Source organism: Acinetobacter sp. FDAARGOS_724 (assembly GCF_013364475.1).
Classification (GTDB): domain Bacteria; phylum Pseudomonadota; class Gammaproteobacteria; order Pseudomonadales; family Moraxellaceae; genus Acinetobacter; species Acinetobacter variabilis.
On the sequence record NZ_CP054908.1, the window covers coordinates 553,724 to 571,148 of the forward strand.

Here is a 17,425-nt window from a genome sequence, read left to right on the forward strand (position 1 = left end):
AGGTTCCTATGGCAGTTCGCCGTATTGAAGGTATGTTGCATCTCGCGAACGAAGACCGTTATGCGATTTTAGTTGGTCGTTTTAATAGCTTTGTTGTTGAACATCTGTTAGAAGGTGCCATTGATACATTGAAACGCCATGGCGTATCAGAGGATAATATTACTGTTGTTCATGCACCTGGTGCTTGGGAACTTCCTGTAGTTGCGAAAAAACTGGCAGCTTCAGATCGTTTCGATGCCATCATCGCGCTGGGCGCTGTGATTCGTGGCAGCACGCCTCACTTCGATTTTGTAGCTGGTGAATGTGCCAAAGGTCTGGGCGTGGTTGGCCTGGACACTGGCTTACCAGTGATTAATGGTGTATTGACTACGGATAGTATCGAACAGGCGATTGAACGCTCGGGTACAAAAGCAGGTAATAAAGGTAGTGAAGCTGCCTTGACTGCTATTGAAATGGTTAACTTGTTAAAGGCTATTTAACGCTATGTCGCAAACACTTCAAGCAACTTATGCAGCAAAACGTAAAGCACGTCGCTTTGCTGTACAAGGAATTTATGAATGGCAGATGAGCCACAATCCGGTGCATGAGATTGAAGCACGTACTCGTGTGGACAATGCCATGCACAAAGTGGATCTCAGCTATTATCATGAATTGTTGACTCAAGTGGTTGCCAATCATGAAGCATTGGATGCTTTGCTTATCCCTGTGCTGGATCGTGAACTTTCTGCACTTGATGGTGTAGAACTCGCTACACTTCGCCTAGGCGCCTATGAACTCAAAGAACATTTTGAGATTCCATACCGCGTGGTTCTGGATGAAGCAATTGAGTTAGCTAAACACTTTGGCGGTGCAGACAGCCATAAATACATCAATGGTGTATTGGACCGTTTAGCGACAACTTTACGTGCAGCAGAAAAACAGCAAGCCAACTAATCTAGTCGAATTGTTGTATGGCTGAGTTTTCGATTATCGATACCTATTTTAATCGTCAGAATAAAAATTCTGTCGATTTAGGCGTTGGCGATGACTCAGCCTTGCTCACCCCTCCTCTACAGCAACAACTGGTCATCTGTGCCGACACCCTCGTTGCTGGACGTCATTTTCCTTTAGACACCGATCCTCATGCGATTGGCTGGAAATCTGTCGCTGTTAATCTTTCTGATATTGCAGCCATGGGCGCTACCCCGCATAGTATTTTACTCGCCTTGAGCCTACCCCAAATTGATCATGACTGGTTAAAAGCCTTTAGTCAGGGTCTCTATGATTGTTGCGATCAATTTGGTGTGAGCTTAATTGGTGGTGATACCACACAAAGTCCTCATTTGACCTTATCTGTGACTGCCCTGGGCTGGGTAGAGATTGGTAAAGCTGTACCCCGTTCAGGTGCTAAGCCTGGTGATCTGATTTGTGTATCCGGTACAGTGGGTGATGCTGCTTTTGCTTTAAATCATCTTGGTCATCCATTACAGAAACGTTTGGATTATCCAACCCCACGCTGTCAGTTGGGTACTGCCTTAAAAGGCCTAGCCAACAGTATGATTGATGTCTCGGATGGCCTCGCACAGGATCTGGGACATATTCTCAAAGCTTCTCAGGTAGGAGCGACTTTAGGACTTGAAAAGTTACCGATCAGTCCTGCCCTGCAGGCATTAAATGATGAACAGCGTTGGCAATACGCACTCGCGGGTGGTGATGACTACGAGTTATGCTTTACAATAAGCCCGCAAAATTATGAAAAATTATTGCAAAAACATCTGGATGTTTCGATTAGTATGATTGGCTCCATTCAGCAGCAACACGGTTTAACTTTTGAAAAAGATGGCGTAGATCATTCACTTCAATTTAACGGATATCAACATTTTGCATAAACTTGCGATCAATTTTAAAAGCATGTCATGGATCAACCGGCTCATTGTCTTTAGTGGGGTAGGATTTGGTTCTGGTCTGGCGCCTAAAGCGCCCGGAACTTTTGGTTCAGCTTTTGCACTTTTATTTGTACCCATCTGGCTCTACTTAGGTTTTGTAAATAGTCTTTTTGCCATTGTCATCATGTCCCTGATTGGCATATATATCTGTGGCCAAACAGCCAAAGTCATGGGTGTACATGATGATGGACGTATTGTTTGGGATGAGTTTGCAGGACAATCCATTACCTTTTTGCCACTGATCTATTTAGGTCAGATGAACTGGTTATGGCTACTCATTGGCTTTGCCCTGTTCCGATTATTTGATGTCTGGAAACCTTGGCCGATTCGAGTCATTGACCGTCAGGTTGGGGGTGGTTTTGGCATCATGCTGGATGACATTATCGCTGGCCTCTGGGCAGCACTTTGTATTTGGATTTATTTTTACTTCACGATGGCTTAAGCCATATCTAGGATTAGAACATGTCTACGACTGTGATTATTCTTGCTGCAGGTAAAGGAACCCGTATGCGTTCCAACTTACCGAAAGTATTACAACCGCTTGCAGGACGACCTTTACTCGGCCATGTGGTCGACACAACAAAAAAACTCAATGCAGACAATATTATTACCATTTATGGTCATGGCGGTGAGCAGGTTCAGTCCGCATTTGCAGACCAAGATATCCAGTGGGTAGAACAAGCTGAACAGTTTGGTACCGGTCATGCCGTACAAATGACACTACCTGTTTTGCCGAAAGATGGTATTTCACTAATCCTGTCTGGTGATGTCCCTTGTATTAGCCAGCAGACGCTTCAGAATCTGCTCGATGCTACTCAAGAGCAAGGTATTGGCCTAGTGACATTAACGCTTGCAGATGCCAGTGGTTATGGTCGTATTGTGCGTAAAGATGGTCAGATTCAAGCCATTGTTGAACATAAAGATGCTTCTGAAGAACAGCGTCAAATTAAAGAAATTAATACCGGTATTTATGCAGTCAGCAATGCCAAATTACATGAATGGCTACCACATTTAAGCAATGACAATGCCCAAGGTGAATATTACCTGACGGATATCGTGGCAATGGCACTGGCAGATGGTATGAGTGTTGCATCTGTAGAACCTGAGCTGGCTTTCGAGGTGGAAGGCGTCAATGACCGTGTGCAACTGGCTGCATTGGAGCGTCAGTTCCAGGCTTATCAAGCTAAACAGTTGATGCAGCAAGGTGTACATCTGATTGACCCAAGCCGTTTTGACTTACGTGGTCAACTCACTGTTGGTAAAGATGTACGGATCGATATCAATGTCATTATCGAAGGTGATTGCGAACTCGGTGATAATGTTGAAATCGGTGCAGGCTGCGTGATTAAAAATACCAAGATTGCTGCGGGTACTAAAGTTCAGCCATATAGCGTGTTTGATAATGCTGTTATCGGTGAAGATGCACAGATTGGTCCATTTGCACGCTTGCGTCCAGGGACAAAACTGGCAGCTGAAGTCCATATTGGCAACTTTGTTGAAGTGAAAAATTCTAGTATTGGTCTAGGTTCCAAAGCGAATCACTTCACTTACTTAGGTGATGCTGAAGTCGGTAGCGGTTCCAATATTGGTGCAGGGACGATTACCTGCAACTATGACGGTGCCAACAAATTTAAGACTATCATTGGGGATCATGCTTTTATTGGTTCTAACAGCTCTCTGGTTGCACCGGTCCAGATCGGTAATGGCGCGACAGTGGGAGCGGGTTCAACGATTACCCGTGATGTGGCAGAGAACAGTTTAGCGGTAGAACGTTCTAAGCAATTTGCCAAAGAAAACTATCATCGTCCGCAAAAAATCAAGAAATAAGAGGAAGTTAGTATGTGTGGTATCGTCGGTGGCATCGCGGAACGTAATATCAGCAATATCTTAATTGAAGGCCTAAAACGTCTTGAATACCGTGGTTATGACTCTGCGGGTCTGGCCTTAATCAATAATAGCCAAGTGCTCCGTGAACGTCGTGTGGGTAAAGTCGCGAACCTTGAACAAGCTGTGAATGAATCACAGATTAATGGTTCATTAGGCATCGCTCATACACGCTGGGCAACTCATGGTAAACCGACTGAAAACAATGCCCACCCCCATTTATCCGGCAATGTCGCTGTGGTTCATAACGGTATCATTGAAAACTACCAGGAGCTGAAAGACGATCTTGAAGCTTTAGGCTATGTGTTCACTTCTCAGACCGATACCGAAGTGGTTGCCCATCTGGTCAATGATGCACTGAAATCTGCCCCTAGCCTGCTTGAAGCTGTTCGTCAGGTTGTACCACAGCTGAAAGGTGCTTATGCGCTCGGGATCGTACATACAGATCATCCAGATGAATTGATTACTGTTCGTGAAGGTTCACCATTGGTGATTGGTGTCGGGATTGGTGAAAACTTTATCAGTTCTGACCAGTTGGCTTTATTACCAATTACCAACCGCTTCATCTATCTGGAAGAAGGTGATATTGCACGTCTGACCCGTACTACCATTGAAGTATTTGTGGATGGTCAACTGGTGGATCGCCCAGTAAAAGAACTGGATGCAACCGTGAGCAATGCTTCTAAGGGTGAATATAAGCACTACATGCTCAAAGAAATCTATGAGCAGCCTGAAGCGCTAAAACAGACCATTTCACAAGCCCTAAATGGCAATACACTGCGTGAAGACTTTCTGGTGAATGCTGAACAGGATTTTTCAACAATCCAGCAAATCCAAATTATTGCCTGTGGTACCAGTTACCATGCTGGCATGATTGCTAAATACTGGTTTGAACAGCTGATTGATCTGCCTTGTCAGGTCGAGATTGCCAGTGAATTCCGTTACCGTACGCCAGTGATTGTCAATAACACACTCTATGTGTGTATTTCTCAGTCAGGTGAAACAGCCGATACCTTAGCTGCTCTGCGTGATACCCAAAAACGTGCTATGTCAAAAGGTGTACACATTACTACGATGACGATTTGTAATGTTGCAACTTCTTCAATGGTACGTGAAACAGATTACAGTCTGCTGACTTTAGCGGGTCCTGAAATTGGTGTGGCTTCAACCAAAGCTTTTACCACTCAGCTGGCTGCACTAATGCTACTGGTGCTAAAAATTGGTACAGTGAAAAATGCCATTTCAGCTGAACAGATGACTGAGATCACCACTGGACTATGGCATATGCCTAAGGTACTTCTAGATACTTTAAGTCATGATGATGAAATTCTGCGTCTCTCTGAACTCTTTGTAGAGAAACAGCACTGTCTGTTCCTCGGTCGTGGTACACACTTCCCGATTGCACTGGAAGGTGCACTGAAGTTGAAAGAAATTTCTTATATTCATGCGGAAGGTTATGCGGCGGGTGAGCTGAAGCACGGTCCATTGGCACTGGTGGATAATGATATGCCAGTAGTGATTCTGGCGCCACAGGATGACATGCTTGATAAACTGAAATCCAATATGGAAGAAGTTCAGGCACGTGGTGGTGAGCTCTTTGTTTTTGCCGATGAAAATAGCGGTATTAAAGCCAAAGAACGCCAGCATGTCGTACATATTCCTGAAGTAAACGCTGTTTTAGCGCCAATTGTTTATTGTATTCCAGTACAGCTACTGTCTTACCATGTGGCAGTCCTGCGTGGTACTGATGTTGACCAGCCACGTAATCTGGCAAAATCAGTAACAGTAGAATAACTCATAAAATTAGCCTGTTATATGTGTAAGAAAGTAAAATAGTTCAATACTATGTAATAAAGCCTAGACTTAGTGTAACAAAGTCCCATACTTTTTTTGACATATATAAAATAATATTTATATTTTCAATGTGTTAAAATAAAAGTATGGGACTTTTTTATTTCGTGGCTATATTTAAAGAGCACAAACCAAGAAAGGATGATACTTTATTTAAATAGTTATTTAAAAATTTAATAAATAAAATCAATAAGTTATAAAAAATCAAGTATTAAACTATTTTACTCTACAATAAAAATATAAATTTTTCGATTTCACTAAAAAATCTAGGGTCTGTTGACACTTACTGTTCATAATTAACCCTATAACGGTAACCATAAAAATATACAGGCTAAGGCAACAGAACTTTGATAATTTCTTTTGAGCTTGTCATATCGAGTAGCTATTCCTCTAAATTGCTTTAATCTACAAAACATATTTTCAACTAAATGCCTGATTTTATATAAATACCAGTCCATATGGTCATTGTTCGATTGGCTATTCGTTTTCTTTGGTATATTCGCTTTAGTCCCTGTTTTCCTGATCTGTTCACGCAGTGGTTCTGAATCATAGCCTTTATCTGCGCATACCACTTTTGTCTCTTTTAAATCTAATGTTGATATTAAATCAGGCGCAACTTTAACATCATGTGTGGTTCCATCGGTAATCATGAAATCAATAGGATTGCCATGTGCATCAACAATCAAATGTATTTTTGAGGAGTTTCCTCCTACACTTTTAGAAATAGATTGATTCGCTATGCCGGCAGAATGTTGATGAGCACGTACATGAGAGCCATCAATAAAAATCCATTCCATATCGGGGCATGAGGCTAGTAATTTGAATAATCTACGTAACTTACCGCTGCTTGACCAACGATTAAAACTTTTGAAAATAGAGTTTGAATGACCAAAACAAGAAGGAATATCTCGCCACGGACAGCCTGTTCTAATTCTATAGAGAATAGCTTCAATAAAATTGCGTAAATTTGAGTTGTGGTGAATGGATAAATTACGCAGAATAACTTTCAACTTTTGCCAGTGTTGATCTGTCAGCATGGTACGAGGCATAGCGAATAGTAAAATTGGGTTTGGTGATTTGATTTTACTACTTCGCTATTTTTTTAAGCTAAAAGTGTCAACACACCCTAATTTAGTCCTCAAGAAATCTATAAATTTTTATATAAAATTTATTTTTTCTCATAAGTTAAAGTAATATATTAATCATTACAATTACAAACTTTAAATTAAATAAATACTTGATTATTAAAAATAAAATAATTTAATTATCACCCTAACAGCAATATTTAAATAGAAATAAACAATCATACTAAGTAAAAATATTTAATTCATAAAAATAAAATATAAGACTATATTGATTAAAAATAAATCAAGTGCTAGGTTTAAAGAAAAGTATGGGGTTTCAGATGGCATCAAAAGAACAACAATTACGCTGGCTACAAGAAGGACGTGGCCAAGGGCGATTACATTCATATAAGCCTTTTTTAAATGTTAGAGATAACAAATCCCTGACGGAACGGTCTAGCCGTGTATATGGTTATAAAACCCAAAGAACTCATCATTTATTTTCTGACTTAGAGTTAGCTTTATTTCTCGCATTAGACAGAATTCAAGAGGTCGAAGATATACGCGAGCAAATTCCACTTGATCTTACAACTACCCTGCAAATTGCTGAAGATTTAAAAATTCAGCACCCTATCGAAAAGAATGTTCATCAAATTCTTACTTCAACTTTTTTTGTTGTAAACAACTCCCCGCTAAAGCCTCCTTGCTTTGTTATAAAAGCTATCAAGTCCGCGCACCTAGATCAAAAGAAGACCATTGCCCAATTGGAACTTGAAAGACGTTATTGGGATGAACAACAAGTACCTTGGTTTGTCGTTACAGAAAAAGAGATTTCACCAACAGCAATAGAAAATATTAAATGGCTCTACCCACTGAATAGAGCAACTGACGATATCCATATCTTTTCAAAAATAGACTTTTATCAGAGTCATTTTCTCCAAAAACCTGAACTTACCCTGATAGAGCTATCCAAATACCTTGACACTCAGTATTCCATGGAAACAGGCGCATCTCTTCTAGAAATAAGAGAACTGCTTGCCCAGCGGTATTTTTTGTTCGATATCTCCAAAAGCTATAGAAAAATACGTGGTCGGGACATTGAGATCGGGAATATTCAACATTTGGAGAAACTTAAAAATGTTTCAGGTTAATCATGTTTATAAACTAGATCATCGGTTTCGCATTCTGAAAATATATCCTCAGCATTTGGTTTGGATAGATATTGAGTCTGACAAAGCATTGCCCGAACTCTTTCCAATTTCAGAACTCGAACAACGAATTGAACTAGGGCAAGCCGAACTGACTGATGATCCATTCTCTGATCTCAGTTTGTTCACTGTAACGGAAGGATCTATCTACCAAACAAAGCGTGATCAAAACTTTGCCATAATCAAACCAGTTATTGAACATGAACGATTTTATGAACGTAAAGAGCGTGCTTATCTGATTAACCAACTTGTACAAGAAAAAGTCGCGACTAAGCAAACTATTTATCGTTTATTACGGCACTATTGGCAACGTGGCATGACACCTAATGCACTTATTCCTCATTACTATAATTCTGGGGGAAAAGGTATAAAAAAAAGAGTGACTGAAAATAAATTAGGACGACCACGTGTCATTTCTGAAGGGACAGGTGCATTAATTGATACCACTGTCGAAAATTTATTTAAAAAAGTCATCAATCAATATTTACTGAATGACAAAAAATTTTCGGTCAAATACGCTTACCGAAAATTTTTGATACTTTATCAAGAACGTTACCCTGATATACCAGAGAGCGAATATCCTTCTTTTTGGCAATTTAAATATTTTTATGAGAGAGATTTCAACCGCACCATCAGGCTGAAAAAACGTTCTCATCAAATTGAATATTTAAAAGATACAAGGCCTTTAGTATCTACAACAAACTCTCAAGTCTTGGGGCCAGGTTCTCGATATCAAATTGATGCCACAATTGCAGATATATATCTTATCTCTGATTCTGATCGTGCATGCATTATCGGCCGCCCGACTGTCTATTTCATGATAGATGAATTTAGTCGCATGGTGACCGGTATGTATGTCGGCCTTGAAAATCCCTCCTATGTCACCAGCATGCAAGTTCTACGCATCGCTATGTGTGACAAAGTCGAATACTGTAAAAATTTTGGCCGTGAAATACGCTCTGAAGATTGGCCTTGTATTGGTTTACCTGAAGCCATTTTAGCGGATCGCGGTGAATTGCTTGGTCATCAAATTGAACATCTAGAAAAAAGTTTTGCTATACGAATTGAAAATGCACCGGCATACAGAGGTGATCTCAAAGGTATCATTGAACGCTATTTTCGTACTATCCAAGCCGAATTTAAGCCGTATGCGCCAGGTGTTGTACAGCCTATTAAAGAAAAGAAACGTGGTGGCACAGACTACCGTTTAGATGCCACTCTGACTGTGCATGAATTTACTAAGATCATACTCAACTCTGTATTAATGCATAATCAGACACATGAGATTAGATCCTATGATCGTGATATTGATATGCCAACAGATCTTCCCAATATTCCATTACAGTTATGGAATTGGGGAATCCAAAACCGGACCGGAAAATTAAGAACAGCTTCTGAACGTGCTATTTATATTGCACTCTTGCCCCGAACTGAAGGTACTCTCTCTCATTTAGGTATCAAGGTTTTTGGCCTTTACTATATTTGTAAAGAAATCTTAGAAAATGGCTGGATGCATCGGTCTACCTCAACACGTCGCCCCAAAAAAATAACCGTGGCATACGATCCTGCTAATGCAGAAAAAGTGTATCTCTTTTTCTCTCCTTCGACATCAGATTGCTGGGAAGCACATCTAGCCCAACGTTCAAGAGAATTTATAGGATGCAGCTTTTGGGAGGTTTGGAAAGTTCAAAAAGAGCAAAAGTCAATACAAGCAAATTACCATATGTCATTGCAACTCGCACGGGCTGAATTAGAGCGCTCAAATGAGGAGATTATTCAAAAAGCCATTGCATCCACGCGGGCATCGACTCACAGCAATGCTCAGCGTCTTTCCAAGATCAAAGAAAATCGTCTAAAAGCACGTGATAAAGAACGAGAGATGTTGAAAAACTCTCTGTCCGAAAGTGAATTCAGTGAAGACCTGCCAAGCAACATCCTTCCTTTTTCAAAAAATGCAGCACAGACCGATGAGCATGATTCATATGATCGACCTGCATTTTTTGATCAACTATTTGATGATGACTGAAGTGAGGAACAACCATGAAAGTAAAAGCTATCTATCAACCGAGCTTTGGTCAATACAAAGGTAACCCGCTCATTGAAGCCTTGCCGCCAATACGTGATTTTAACGATATTAAAACGGCTTTGAAATGTACTGTAGACATCAGTCCACTTGAAAAACATGAACCTGGGGTAGTCAGAAGCCACCTGATTGCTCAGCTAATGAATAGTTTCTTTCTTCCAATTTCAAGACACTATTCACTTGAGCAAAAGATCGCAATTATGATTCGTGATGGATATGTCGCACGTAATCTTGAGAATGGTAATTTAGCCACTCATCTGCAGAATGGTTACGAACGGATGATGACAGGTGAAATTAATGCATTTCGCTTTAAAACAGCCCAGTCAACCGCAAAAAGTATGTCTTTCATTGGTTGTTCAGGTAGTGGAAAAACCACCACATTAAATCGGATCCTAGCTACATATCCTCAGGTCATTTTTCATGAGAAATATAATTTTACCCAAATTGTCTACCTTAAAATTGACTGTCCGCACGATGGTTCATTAAAAAGCTTATGTCTGCATTTCTTTAGAGCCGTGGATTCTGCTATTGGTTCGGATTATGAGAAAAAATATGCTCTTAAAAGGCACGGCATTGAAACTCTGATGCATCTGATGAGCCAAATCGCCAATCTACATGCGATTGGCTTATTAATTATTGATGAAATTCAGCACTTAAGCGTCAACAAGTCCGGTGGTGAAAAAAAGATGCTTAATTTTTTCGTCACGCTTGTCAATATCATCAGTTTGCCAGTCGTAATGGTAGGAACCCCAAAAGCCCGCCCTATATTTGATGCTGATTTCAGATCAGCCCGAAGAGCTATTGGATTTGGCGCTGTGTTATGGGAGCCGATTAAAAATGAAAAAAATAGTATTTCTCCTCACACCCAGCAAGTCGTCAAGTCTGAATGGGTGGGGTTTACAGATACACTTTGGAAATACCAATGGTTGACCAAAGCAGACCTAACCCTGTCTGAAGATATACGAGAATGTTGGTATGAACTGTCACAAGGTATACCTGATATCGTTGTTAAACTGTTTGTACTGGCTCAAATCCGAGCAATTGAGACTGGGATAGAGCGCATCACCATCAAACTGCTGAAGACCACCTATGAGCAGGATATGATCCCAATCCATGCCATGATTGAGGCGTTACGTAGTCAAGATCCTGCAAGAATTGCGCAGTATTCAGACTTAATTATTCCTGAAGTCGACAAAAAGCTCCTGTACTTACAGGAGAAAATCAGAAAAGCACACTTCGAAAAAGATGATGTCGATATCTATGACGGCAATTCACAGGCGATCCGTATGCATCGTCTACTGATTGAATTGGGCTATCAATCAGATCTATTACCCAACATCATTAAACGAGCTTTTCAGTCTTATCCAGATACAGATATACAAATTTTGTTGCCAGTGATCATGCAATGGCTCAAAGATGAAAATGATCTCGAAAAAGTAATGGACGAAGAGCAGAAAAAGGCGCCTCAATCTACTCGAAAATCCACGAATACTGCTGCAGTCTGGCATCGCTTAGAAAGTGCTGATTTACGTTTTCAATACAGTCAAAAAGAATCCCACCTATCCTTTTACCAACATCTGAAAAACCACACAGAGTACGTGCTCGATATTGAGCAATGGCTCAGGGAGAGTTAACAGTATGTTTAATTTTCCGATGCCTCATGTCGATGAGCTGATATATAGTACTGTAGCGCGTGCTGGAATACGTTTGGCACTTACCAGTCCCAAACAGCTCCTCGATGAAGTGTTTCAGAACCGTAAAGTTTCTGCGACCGTAGATCTTCCCTCTCATTTGGACAAAATTCTGCAGTGGCTACCCTCAGCACACTATGACGTAATGTATCTCATTAACCATCACACATTATTTCCACTGTATACATTCTTTATTCCTGAAGAAAGACGACAGGACTGCTTACGATTCATGCAAGGAGCATCGCATGGTGCCTTACACTTAACAGTGGGGTTGAATGCATCAAAAGTTCGTATTCCAGAATACTTACGCTATTGCCCTCAGTGTTTCGACGAACAATTACAAATATATGGAGAATGGTATTGGTCAAGACTATGGCAAGTTCCAGGCGTCACTTGCTGCCCTCAACATGGCAAGCTACTTAATAGTAGGGTGAAATACAGACCAATCCATAAGCATGAATTCAAAGCCGCCTGTGTGGATAATTGTCCAATACTTGAACAAGAACCCGCATCCCCAGACGAAATTTTGATTGCCCAAAAAGCCACTGAACTCTGTTCACTTGCAAACAGCTCTTCTGCCACCTTACAGCAATGGACGCTTTTCTATAAAACCCTTGCCTCAAAGTACGGTATGGTCAAAGGCGATCATCACATCATATATGAACTCATTTATCAGAAAATCATGCAACGCTGGTCTATGTCATTTTTAGTACAACATGGACTAGGTGAGATAGACACAGAAAATAGTTGGCTTAAAAATATCTTTAGAAAGCATAGACGTAGCTTCAGCTACTTAGAACATTTAATTGTAATTGAAGCATTTTATGCTGGAAGTCATTGGTCTTTTCAAGATATCTTCAAAGAGGTGAAAGCCTGCCATGCTACCCCAATGCGTCCTTCAAATGACACCTCACAGGAAAACTTACAGTCCGAGGTTATCCAGGCTCAACGCCATTCATGGTTAACAGCTTTAGCACAAAATTCCATTATTGAAGCAAGAAAACAGAATACAGCACTTTATGCTTGGCTGTACCGTAATGATAAGAAGTGGCTGATGGAGACCAACAGTCAGAAACAGATGCCTTTTATTCCCTCTGGAAAAAAGGTCAATTGGAGACAACGTGATTGGGATGGTGTTAAATATTTACTTCGTTTAAATCAAAAATTAGTCGATAATCTTGACTCTCCTCGACGGACAAAAACTTGGTGGATCAAACAATTAAAAAACCCATCAACTATTGAAAAGAATTTAGATAGCTTGCCACTAATCGTAAAATTTCTAAGCACATACCAAGAGGATGTTAGCTGCTATCAAATTCGGCGCTTATCACGTGAACTTCTGCTAAATAAACTCAAAAATGAGTCTATCCCCTTGTGGGTGTTACTCAGAAAAGCTGGCTTAACAACAGACAGAATGACAAAAGAAACCCGAACCTTCCTCAACCAGGTCATACAATATGATCAGATTATTAAGGTGTAATAATGCTGAAAAACTTTCCTGAGAATGCCCTTATTCGTTCAATAGGGATTATTTATAAAGAACAAAAAAACCAAGCTTGGATGATCGAACTCCAACTCAACGACCTGATGTCGAAAAAAAAATATCCTCTCGGGGTTAGATTTTCAAATATGCATTTACTTGCACGTCAAAGATGTTTAAAACCAACTCCAGATTACAAATCGGCAGAGCCACTCATTCTGACTTATAAAATCGAACATCTCAGACGCTGGCACAATACATGCAACATCTATAGCAAACAAAATCAGTTGTCTCAGATCATGACTGATCTTGATCATCGCTATGAAAATACCTTAGTGCATTTGCCCAAGCTTGAACTTGCCCGTGCTTTGTTTTTTCATAATGCATACTTTGCTCGTAATGTGTTCAATCCAGAATTTTTGGATGCAGAGTTCTTTGTCCAAAAAAGAACCAAAGATCATTACATTATTCATGAATTAGTGTCAAAAAGTTTTCCTTCTACGCTCTATGACTCTGTTGAAATACGCAGTGTTCTCTCTTGGATCCTGATTAATCGTGAAATCAAAGCCTGCTATAAAAGTATTGGCGCCCACTTTATTTCACAAAAATATCAAGACAGATCAAGAGAGAAATGGAATTTCGACTTTAGTTGTCCGTCTTTAAGAAATACAGAAATTACGGTAAAAGCCTATTACTCAAAAGAATCAGATCAGATTTATATCAATGAAATTCTTGAAATTAAAAATATACAACCCAAACTTCCTAAGCTGGTTGAGTTTTCTAGCTCTCACTTTATCCAAAAACAGAATGGAAAGAACAGTTCAACAAAAGGTAGCTATCGTATTGAAAAAATGCCAGAAGAACCTGATATTGATGATCTACAGGAAGCAAGTTCAGATAAGGGTGCAGTGATTATCAAATCTGAACCAGTACTGTTAAGTTTTCAGCAACCGATCCGTACCGCAAAACGCTATATAAAACACAAGGGGATGAACAGATCATATGGGGAAGAACGAGGTACCTTTGATGATCCAGATGTCGTTGCGACAGATGAACCATCAATATTAGGAACCATTGGTCAAGGTGAATTCATGGGTCTCGCAGATGATCTGCAATATCTAGAATATTACAGTGAAGGCCTTACCGCATTCAAAGAAATGATCCTGGGCTTAAATGAGTCAAAGGTTATCGTATTAGACTCCGAAGATCCACATTACCATCGTTTACCCAAGGTAGGTAAATCACGGCTACACTACACCTATAAAGATCAGCCTCGAACATTGCTTGAGTTCAGATTCAAATATCAAGGCAAGGCTTTAAGTATTTTTGAAATTGATCTTGATGACCACGTGAAGAGTATTTCTACCCTAATAATTCAATGGAAGGCTAACACACAGCCTAGTCAAGAGGTCATTAAGAAACTTACACGGATGATTGTGAAACGCTCTTTACGTTGGCCTACTAAGGAAACACTTTCAGAATGGGGGTCATTTAAAACCATTCATCATCCTAAAAAGTCACAGAAATCCATGCAATATACTTCGGATGAAATAGAGCTATGGCGGCAGAATATTATCAGACACTTATCTACCTTAGGGCGTTCTCCACTCAATTAATCCTAGATAATACGATTAAAAGTAATGCTGTACATGTATCGTGTGTTGGTGACAAATACTGTAAACATTGAAGTATTCCCCCCTATAAAGGATGTCTTTCGGTAATTTTTTAGTAAAGACTTATTCAGGCTGTTAAAATACTTAACCTGAGTTCGACGAAATCTGCTTAGCCTTTTAGCATATTTTGGAAAGTTGGTTTATTGGGATTCAAACAATAAGCCACTACAGCAGCCATGATATTCACCATGAAGTTATTTACCGAACGATGACGTGAATGTTCAAGTTGATGTAAATTTTTTAATTGATCATTCACGGTTTCGATCAATCCTCTTCTACAAAGTAATTGTTTTTCTTCTTCAGTTTGGATAGGTTTATTTTTCATATTCCGACGTGATGGGGTCAATATTTTCAGTCCTCTTGCTGCTAAAGCTTCGGCTTTTGCTTTACTCAAATAGCCTTTGTCTCCGAGTAGGATTCCTTTTAATTCTTGAGTTAAAGATTCTAATATAGCAACATCATGAACATTTCCCGATGTCAGTTTGAGATTAATAATTTCACCTAAATTATTGATAACGAGATGTAATTTAAAGCCATAAAACCAACCCGTACTACTTTTTCCACGACCGGCCAAGCCTTTAAATACACGATGCCTTTTAATCCGAAGATTATGGCAAACTACCAATTTAGTGGAGTCAATGATACTGATTCCCGTATCTTTTCCTTTCACTTGGTGGAAGAAACTACTCAGAGCTTGCAAACAACGGGGCATGATTTCAATAAATCGGTTGTAGCTAAGCAGTTTAGGAAAAGCAGATTTCCAGAATGGAATGATCATTTGGCAATAAAAATATTTGAAGAATCTAAAACCGGATTGATGAAATAAAATGACAATGGTCATTGCCTCAGACAAGCTTAAAGCTGACTTTTTCAACTTGGTTTTTTGATCAGAAATTAAAGCTTTCTCTAAAGATTCATTAAATTTTTTGCAGAAATCATCCAAAATACAAAATAATTCGGTAATATGATCCATTGAGAAGCCTTGTTTTATAAAATTTTGTCTTGAGAACCAATATGTTACAAAAACAGGGCTTTTTTCTACTCTTTTTTTATATCGAACTCAGGTTACTTAGCTAAGATGTGCTTACCAGATGCTCATCTTTAAATTATATTTTTATATCTTTTCCTTTTTTGAGGGATATTGCAGGATTACATGACAAAACTAACTTGCTTTAAAGCCTATGATATTCGCGGCAAACTCGGTACAGAACTTAACGAAGACATTGCCTATAAAATAGGCCGTGCCTATGCTCAGATTTACCAGCCTAAAACAGTCGTTGTGGGCTGTGATGTGCGCCTCAGCAGTGAAGCCTTAAAGCAGGCCACGATCCGCGGCTTAAATGATGCCGGTGTCAATGTTTTAGACTTAGGCATGACTGGTACTGAAGAAGTGTATTTCGGTGCCTTTCATCTCGATGTTCAAGGTGGGATCGAAATCACGGCAAGCCACAACCCGATGGACTATAACGGTATGAAACTGGTACGCGAGAATGCCCGTCCAATCAGTGCCGATACCGGCTTAAAAGAGATTCAGGCCTTAGCCGAAGCCGGTACATTTACCGAAGTTGCAGTCAAAGGAACCACACAGTCCTACAATATTTTGCCGGAATTTGTAGATCATCTGATGACCTATATTGATCCGGCCAAGATTCGCCCCATGAAGCTGGTGGTGAATGCCGGTAATGGTGCTGCAGGTCATGTCATTGATGCGATTGAAGACAAATTCAAGGCCCTGAATGTTCCGGTGGAGTTTGTCAAAATTCACCATGAAGCCGATGGCACTTTCCCGAATGGGATTCCGAACCCGATTCTGGTAGAAAACCGCGACAGCACCCGCGAGGCGGTACTGGCGCATGGCGCAGATCTGGGCATTGCCTGGGATGGCGACTTTGACCGCTGCTTCCTGTTTGATGAAAAAGGCCAGTTTATTGAAGGTTATTACATCGTGGGTCTGTTAGCACAGGCTTTCTTGTTGAAACAGTCCGGTGAAAAAATTGTGCATGATCCGCGTCTAGTCTGGAACACTTTTGATGTGGTGGAACAGTATCAGGGGGAAGCGATTCAGTCTAAATCCGGGCATGCCTTTATTAAAGATGTGATGCGTGAGCATAATGCGGTTTATGGCGGGGAAATGAGTGCCCACCACTATTTCCGTGACTTTGCCTATTGTGATAGCGGCATGATTCCATGGTTACTGGCGATTGCGGTGCTGTCTGAAACCGGTCAATCTTTATCGAGTCTGGTTGAAGAGATGATTGCCAAGTTCCCATGCTCAGGTGAAATTAATTTTAAAGTGGCCGATACCCAGGCCACCATTCAAAATATCTTTGAGCACTATGCCGATCAGAACCCGGCCATTGACCAGACCGATGGCGTAAGTCTGGATTTTGGTGCCTGGCGTTTTAATGTTCGTGTCTCCAATACCGAACCGTTATTACGCTTGAATATTGAAAGCCGCCGTGACCAGCAACCCAAACCAATGCAAGACTATGTCGATGAATTGACCCGTTTGATTCAGGCTTAACATAAAAAATGGAGCTCAACGCTCCATTTTTTATTGTGCGAG

13 protein-coding genes and 1 pseudogene are annotated in these 17,425 nt (G+C 40.3%); 12 read left to right on the plus strand and 2 right to left on the minus strand.

What is annotated here, in order from left to right:
• The first annotated feature begins 8 nt into the window (after positions 1–8).
• From ribE to glmS, 6 genes are read left to right on the plus strand one after another with little or no spacing between them, the layout of a single operon-like run.
• The gene (gene ribE / locus FOC32_RS03990) at positions 9–479 is read left to right on the plus strand and encodes a 6,7-dimethyl-8-ribityllumazine synthase (RefSeq protein WP_004280926.1); all 471 of its coding nucleotides are present in this window, start codon (positions 9–11) and stop codon (positions 477–479) included.
• Positions 480–483: 4 nt separating this feature from the next.
• Complete coding sequence (nusB, locus tag FOC32_RS03995; protein ID WP_175966411.1) at positions 484–933, plus strand: transcription antitermination factor NusB; 450 nt, start codon at positions 484–486, stop codon at positions 931–933.
• A 17-nt stretch (positions 934–950) separates the two neighbouring features.
• Positions 951–1,868: a thiamine-phosphate kinase gene (thiL, locus tag FOC32_RS04000; protein ID WP_175966413.1), complete on the plus strand. Its 918-nt coding sequence runs from the start codon at positions 951–953 to the stop codon at positions 1,866–1,868.
• 22 nt (positions 1,869–1,890) lie between these two features.
• Positions 1,891–2,367, plus strand: coding sequence for a phosphatidylglycerophosphatase A (locus FOC32_RS04005; protein ID WP_052209084.1), 477 nt, complete (start codon positions 1,891–1,893; stop codon positions 2,365–2,367).
• A 20-nt stretch (positions 2,368–2,387) separates the two neighbouring features.
• Positions 2,388–3,752 carry a bifunctional UDP-N-acetylglucosamine diphosphorylase/glucosamine-1-phosphate N-acetyltransferase GlmU gene (gene glmU / locus FOC32_RS04010; protein ID WP_175966414.1) on the plus strand — a complete coding sequence of 455 codons (1,365 nt, stop codon included), beginning with the start codon at positions 2,388–2,390 and terminating at the stop codon, positions 3,750–3,752.
• Between the two features lie 12 nt (positions 3,753–3,764).
• A complete protein-coding gene (gene glmS / locus FOC32_RS04015) occupies positions 3,765–5,603 on the plus strand; it encodes a glutamine--fructose-6-phosphate transaminase (isomerizing) (RefSeq protein ID WP_175966416.1) in 1,839 nt (612 codons plus the stop codon).
• A 340-nt stretch (positions 5,604–5,943) separates the two neighbouring features.
• Here the strand turns inward: glmS and FOC32_RS04020 are convergent.
• Positions 5,944–6,709: pseudogene (locus FOC32_RS04020) on the minus strand (IS5-like element ISAba31 family transposase).
• Between the two features lie 356 nt (positions 6,710–7,065).
• Here FOC32_RS04020 and FOC32_RS04025 point away from each other — a divergent pair.
• The 5 genes from FOC32_RS04025 to FOC32_RS04045 are packed head-to-tail and all read left to right on the plus strand — an operon-like array spanning position 7,066 to position 14,802.
• Positions 7,066–7,875, plus strand: coding sequence for a heteromeric transposase endonuclease subunit TnsA (locus tag FOC32_RS04025; RefSeq protein WP_005233265.1), 810 nt, complete (start codon positions 7,066–7,068; stop codon positions 7,873–7,875).
• On the plus strand, positions 7,862–9,958 hold the full coding sequence (locus FOC32_RS04030; protein WP_175966420.1) for a Mu transposase C-terminal domain-containing protein: 2,097 nt from the start codon (positions 7,862–7,864) through the stop codon (positions 9,956–9,958). The genes FOC32_RS04025 and FOC32_RS04030 overlap by 14 nt, the downstream gene beginning before the upstream one ends.
• 14 nt (positions 9,959–9,972) lie before the next feature.
• Positions 9,973–11,649 carry an AAA family ATPase gene (locus FOC32_RS04035; protein ID WP_168409105.1) on the plus strand — a complete coding sequence of 559 codons (1,677 nt, stop codon included), beginning with the start codon at positions 9,973–9,975 and terminating at the stop codon, positions 11,647–11,649.
• Positions 11,650–11,653: 4 nt separating this feature from the next.
• Positions 11,654–13,186: a TnsD family Tn7-like transposition protein gene (locus FOC32_RS04040; protein WP_175966422.1), complete on the plus strand. Its 1,533-nt coding sequence runs from the start codon at positions 11,654–11,656 to the stop codon at positions 13,184–13,186.
• Positions 13,187–13,188: 2 nt separating this feature from the next.
• Positions 13,189–14,802 carry a Tn7-like element transposition protein TnsE gene (locus FOC32_RS04045; protein ID WP_175966424.1) on the plus strand — a complete coding sequence of 538 codons (1,614 nt, stop codon included), beginning with the start codon at positions 13,189–13,191 and terminating at the stop codon, positions 14,800–14,802.
• Positions 14,803–14,968: 166 nt separating this feature from the next.
• Here the strand turns inward: FOC32_RS04045 and FOC32_RS04050 are convergent, their stop codons facing one another.
• Complete coding sequence (locus FOC32_RS04050) at positions 14,969–15,832, minus strand: IS982 family transposase (RefSeq protein WP_034705383.1); 864 nt, start codon at positions 15,830–15,832, stop codon at positions 14,969–14,971.
• A 180-nt stretch (positions 15,833–16,012) separates the two neighbouring features.
• On the opposite strand from FOC32_RS04050, the gene FOC32_RS04055 reads away from it, so the two are divergent.
• The gene (locus FOC32_RS04055; RefSeq protein ID WP_175966426.1) at positions 16,013–17,383 is read left to right on the plus strand and encodes a phosphomannomutase CpsG; all 1,371 of its coding nucleotides are present in this window, start codon (positions 16,013–16,015) and stop codon (positions 17,381–17,383) included.
• Positions 17,384–17,425: the final 42 nt, after the last annotated feature.

Bases quoted from the DNA above. Each gene is read 5' to 3' on its own strand.
- FOC32_RS04055 (WP_175966426.1), top strand. From the start codon at position 16,013: ATGACAAAACTAACTTGCTTTAAAGCCTATGATATTCGCGGCAAACTC.
- FOC32_RS04035 (WP_168409105.1), top strand. From the start codon at position 9,973: ATGAAAGTAAAAGCTATCTATCAACCGAGCTTTGGTCAATACAAAGGT.
- nusB (WP_175966411.1), top strand. From the start codon at position 484: ATGTCGCAAACACTTCAAGCAACTTATGCAGCAAAACGTAAAGCACGT.
- FOC32_RS04030 (WP_175966420.1), top strand. From the start codon at position 7,862: ATGTTTCAGGTTAATCATGTTTATAAACTAGATCATCGGTTTCGCATT.
- FOC32_RS04050 (WP_034705383.1), bottom strand. From the start codon at position 15,832: ATGGATCATATTACCGAATTATTTTGTATTTTGGATGATTTCTGCAAA.
- FOC32_RS04040 (WP_175966422.1), top strand. From the start codon at position 11,654: ATGTTTAATTTTCCGATGCCTCATGTCGATGAGCTGATATATAGTACT.
- FOC32_RS04005 (WP_052209084.1), top strand. From the start codon at position 1,891: ATGTCATGGATCAACCGGCTCATTGTCTTTAGTGGGGTAGGATTTGGT.
- thiL (WP_175966413.1), top strand. From the start codon at position 951: ATGGCTGAGTTTTCGATTATCGATACCTATTTTAATCGTCAGAATAAA.
- FOC32_RS04045 (WP_175966424.1), top strand. From the start codon at position 13,189: ATGCTGAAAAACTTTCCTGAGAATGCCCTTATTCGTTCAATAGGGATT.
- glmS (WP_175966416.1), top strand. From the start codon at position 3,765: ATGTGTGGTATCGTCGGTGGCATCGCGGAACGTAATATCAGCAATATC.
- ribE (WP_004280926.1), top strand. From the start codon at position 9: ATGGCAGTTCGCCGTATTGAAGGTATGTTGCATCTCGCGAACGAAGAC.
- glmU (WP_175966414.1), top strand. From the start codon at position 2,388: ATGTCTACGACTGTGATTATTCTTGCTGCAGGTAAAGGAACCCGTATG.
- FOC32_RS04025 (WP_005233265.1), top strand. From the start codon at position 7,066: ATGGCATCAAAAGAACAACAATTACGCTGGCTACAAGAAGGACGTGGC.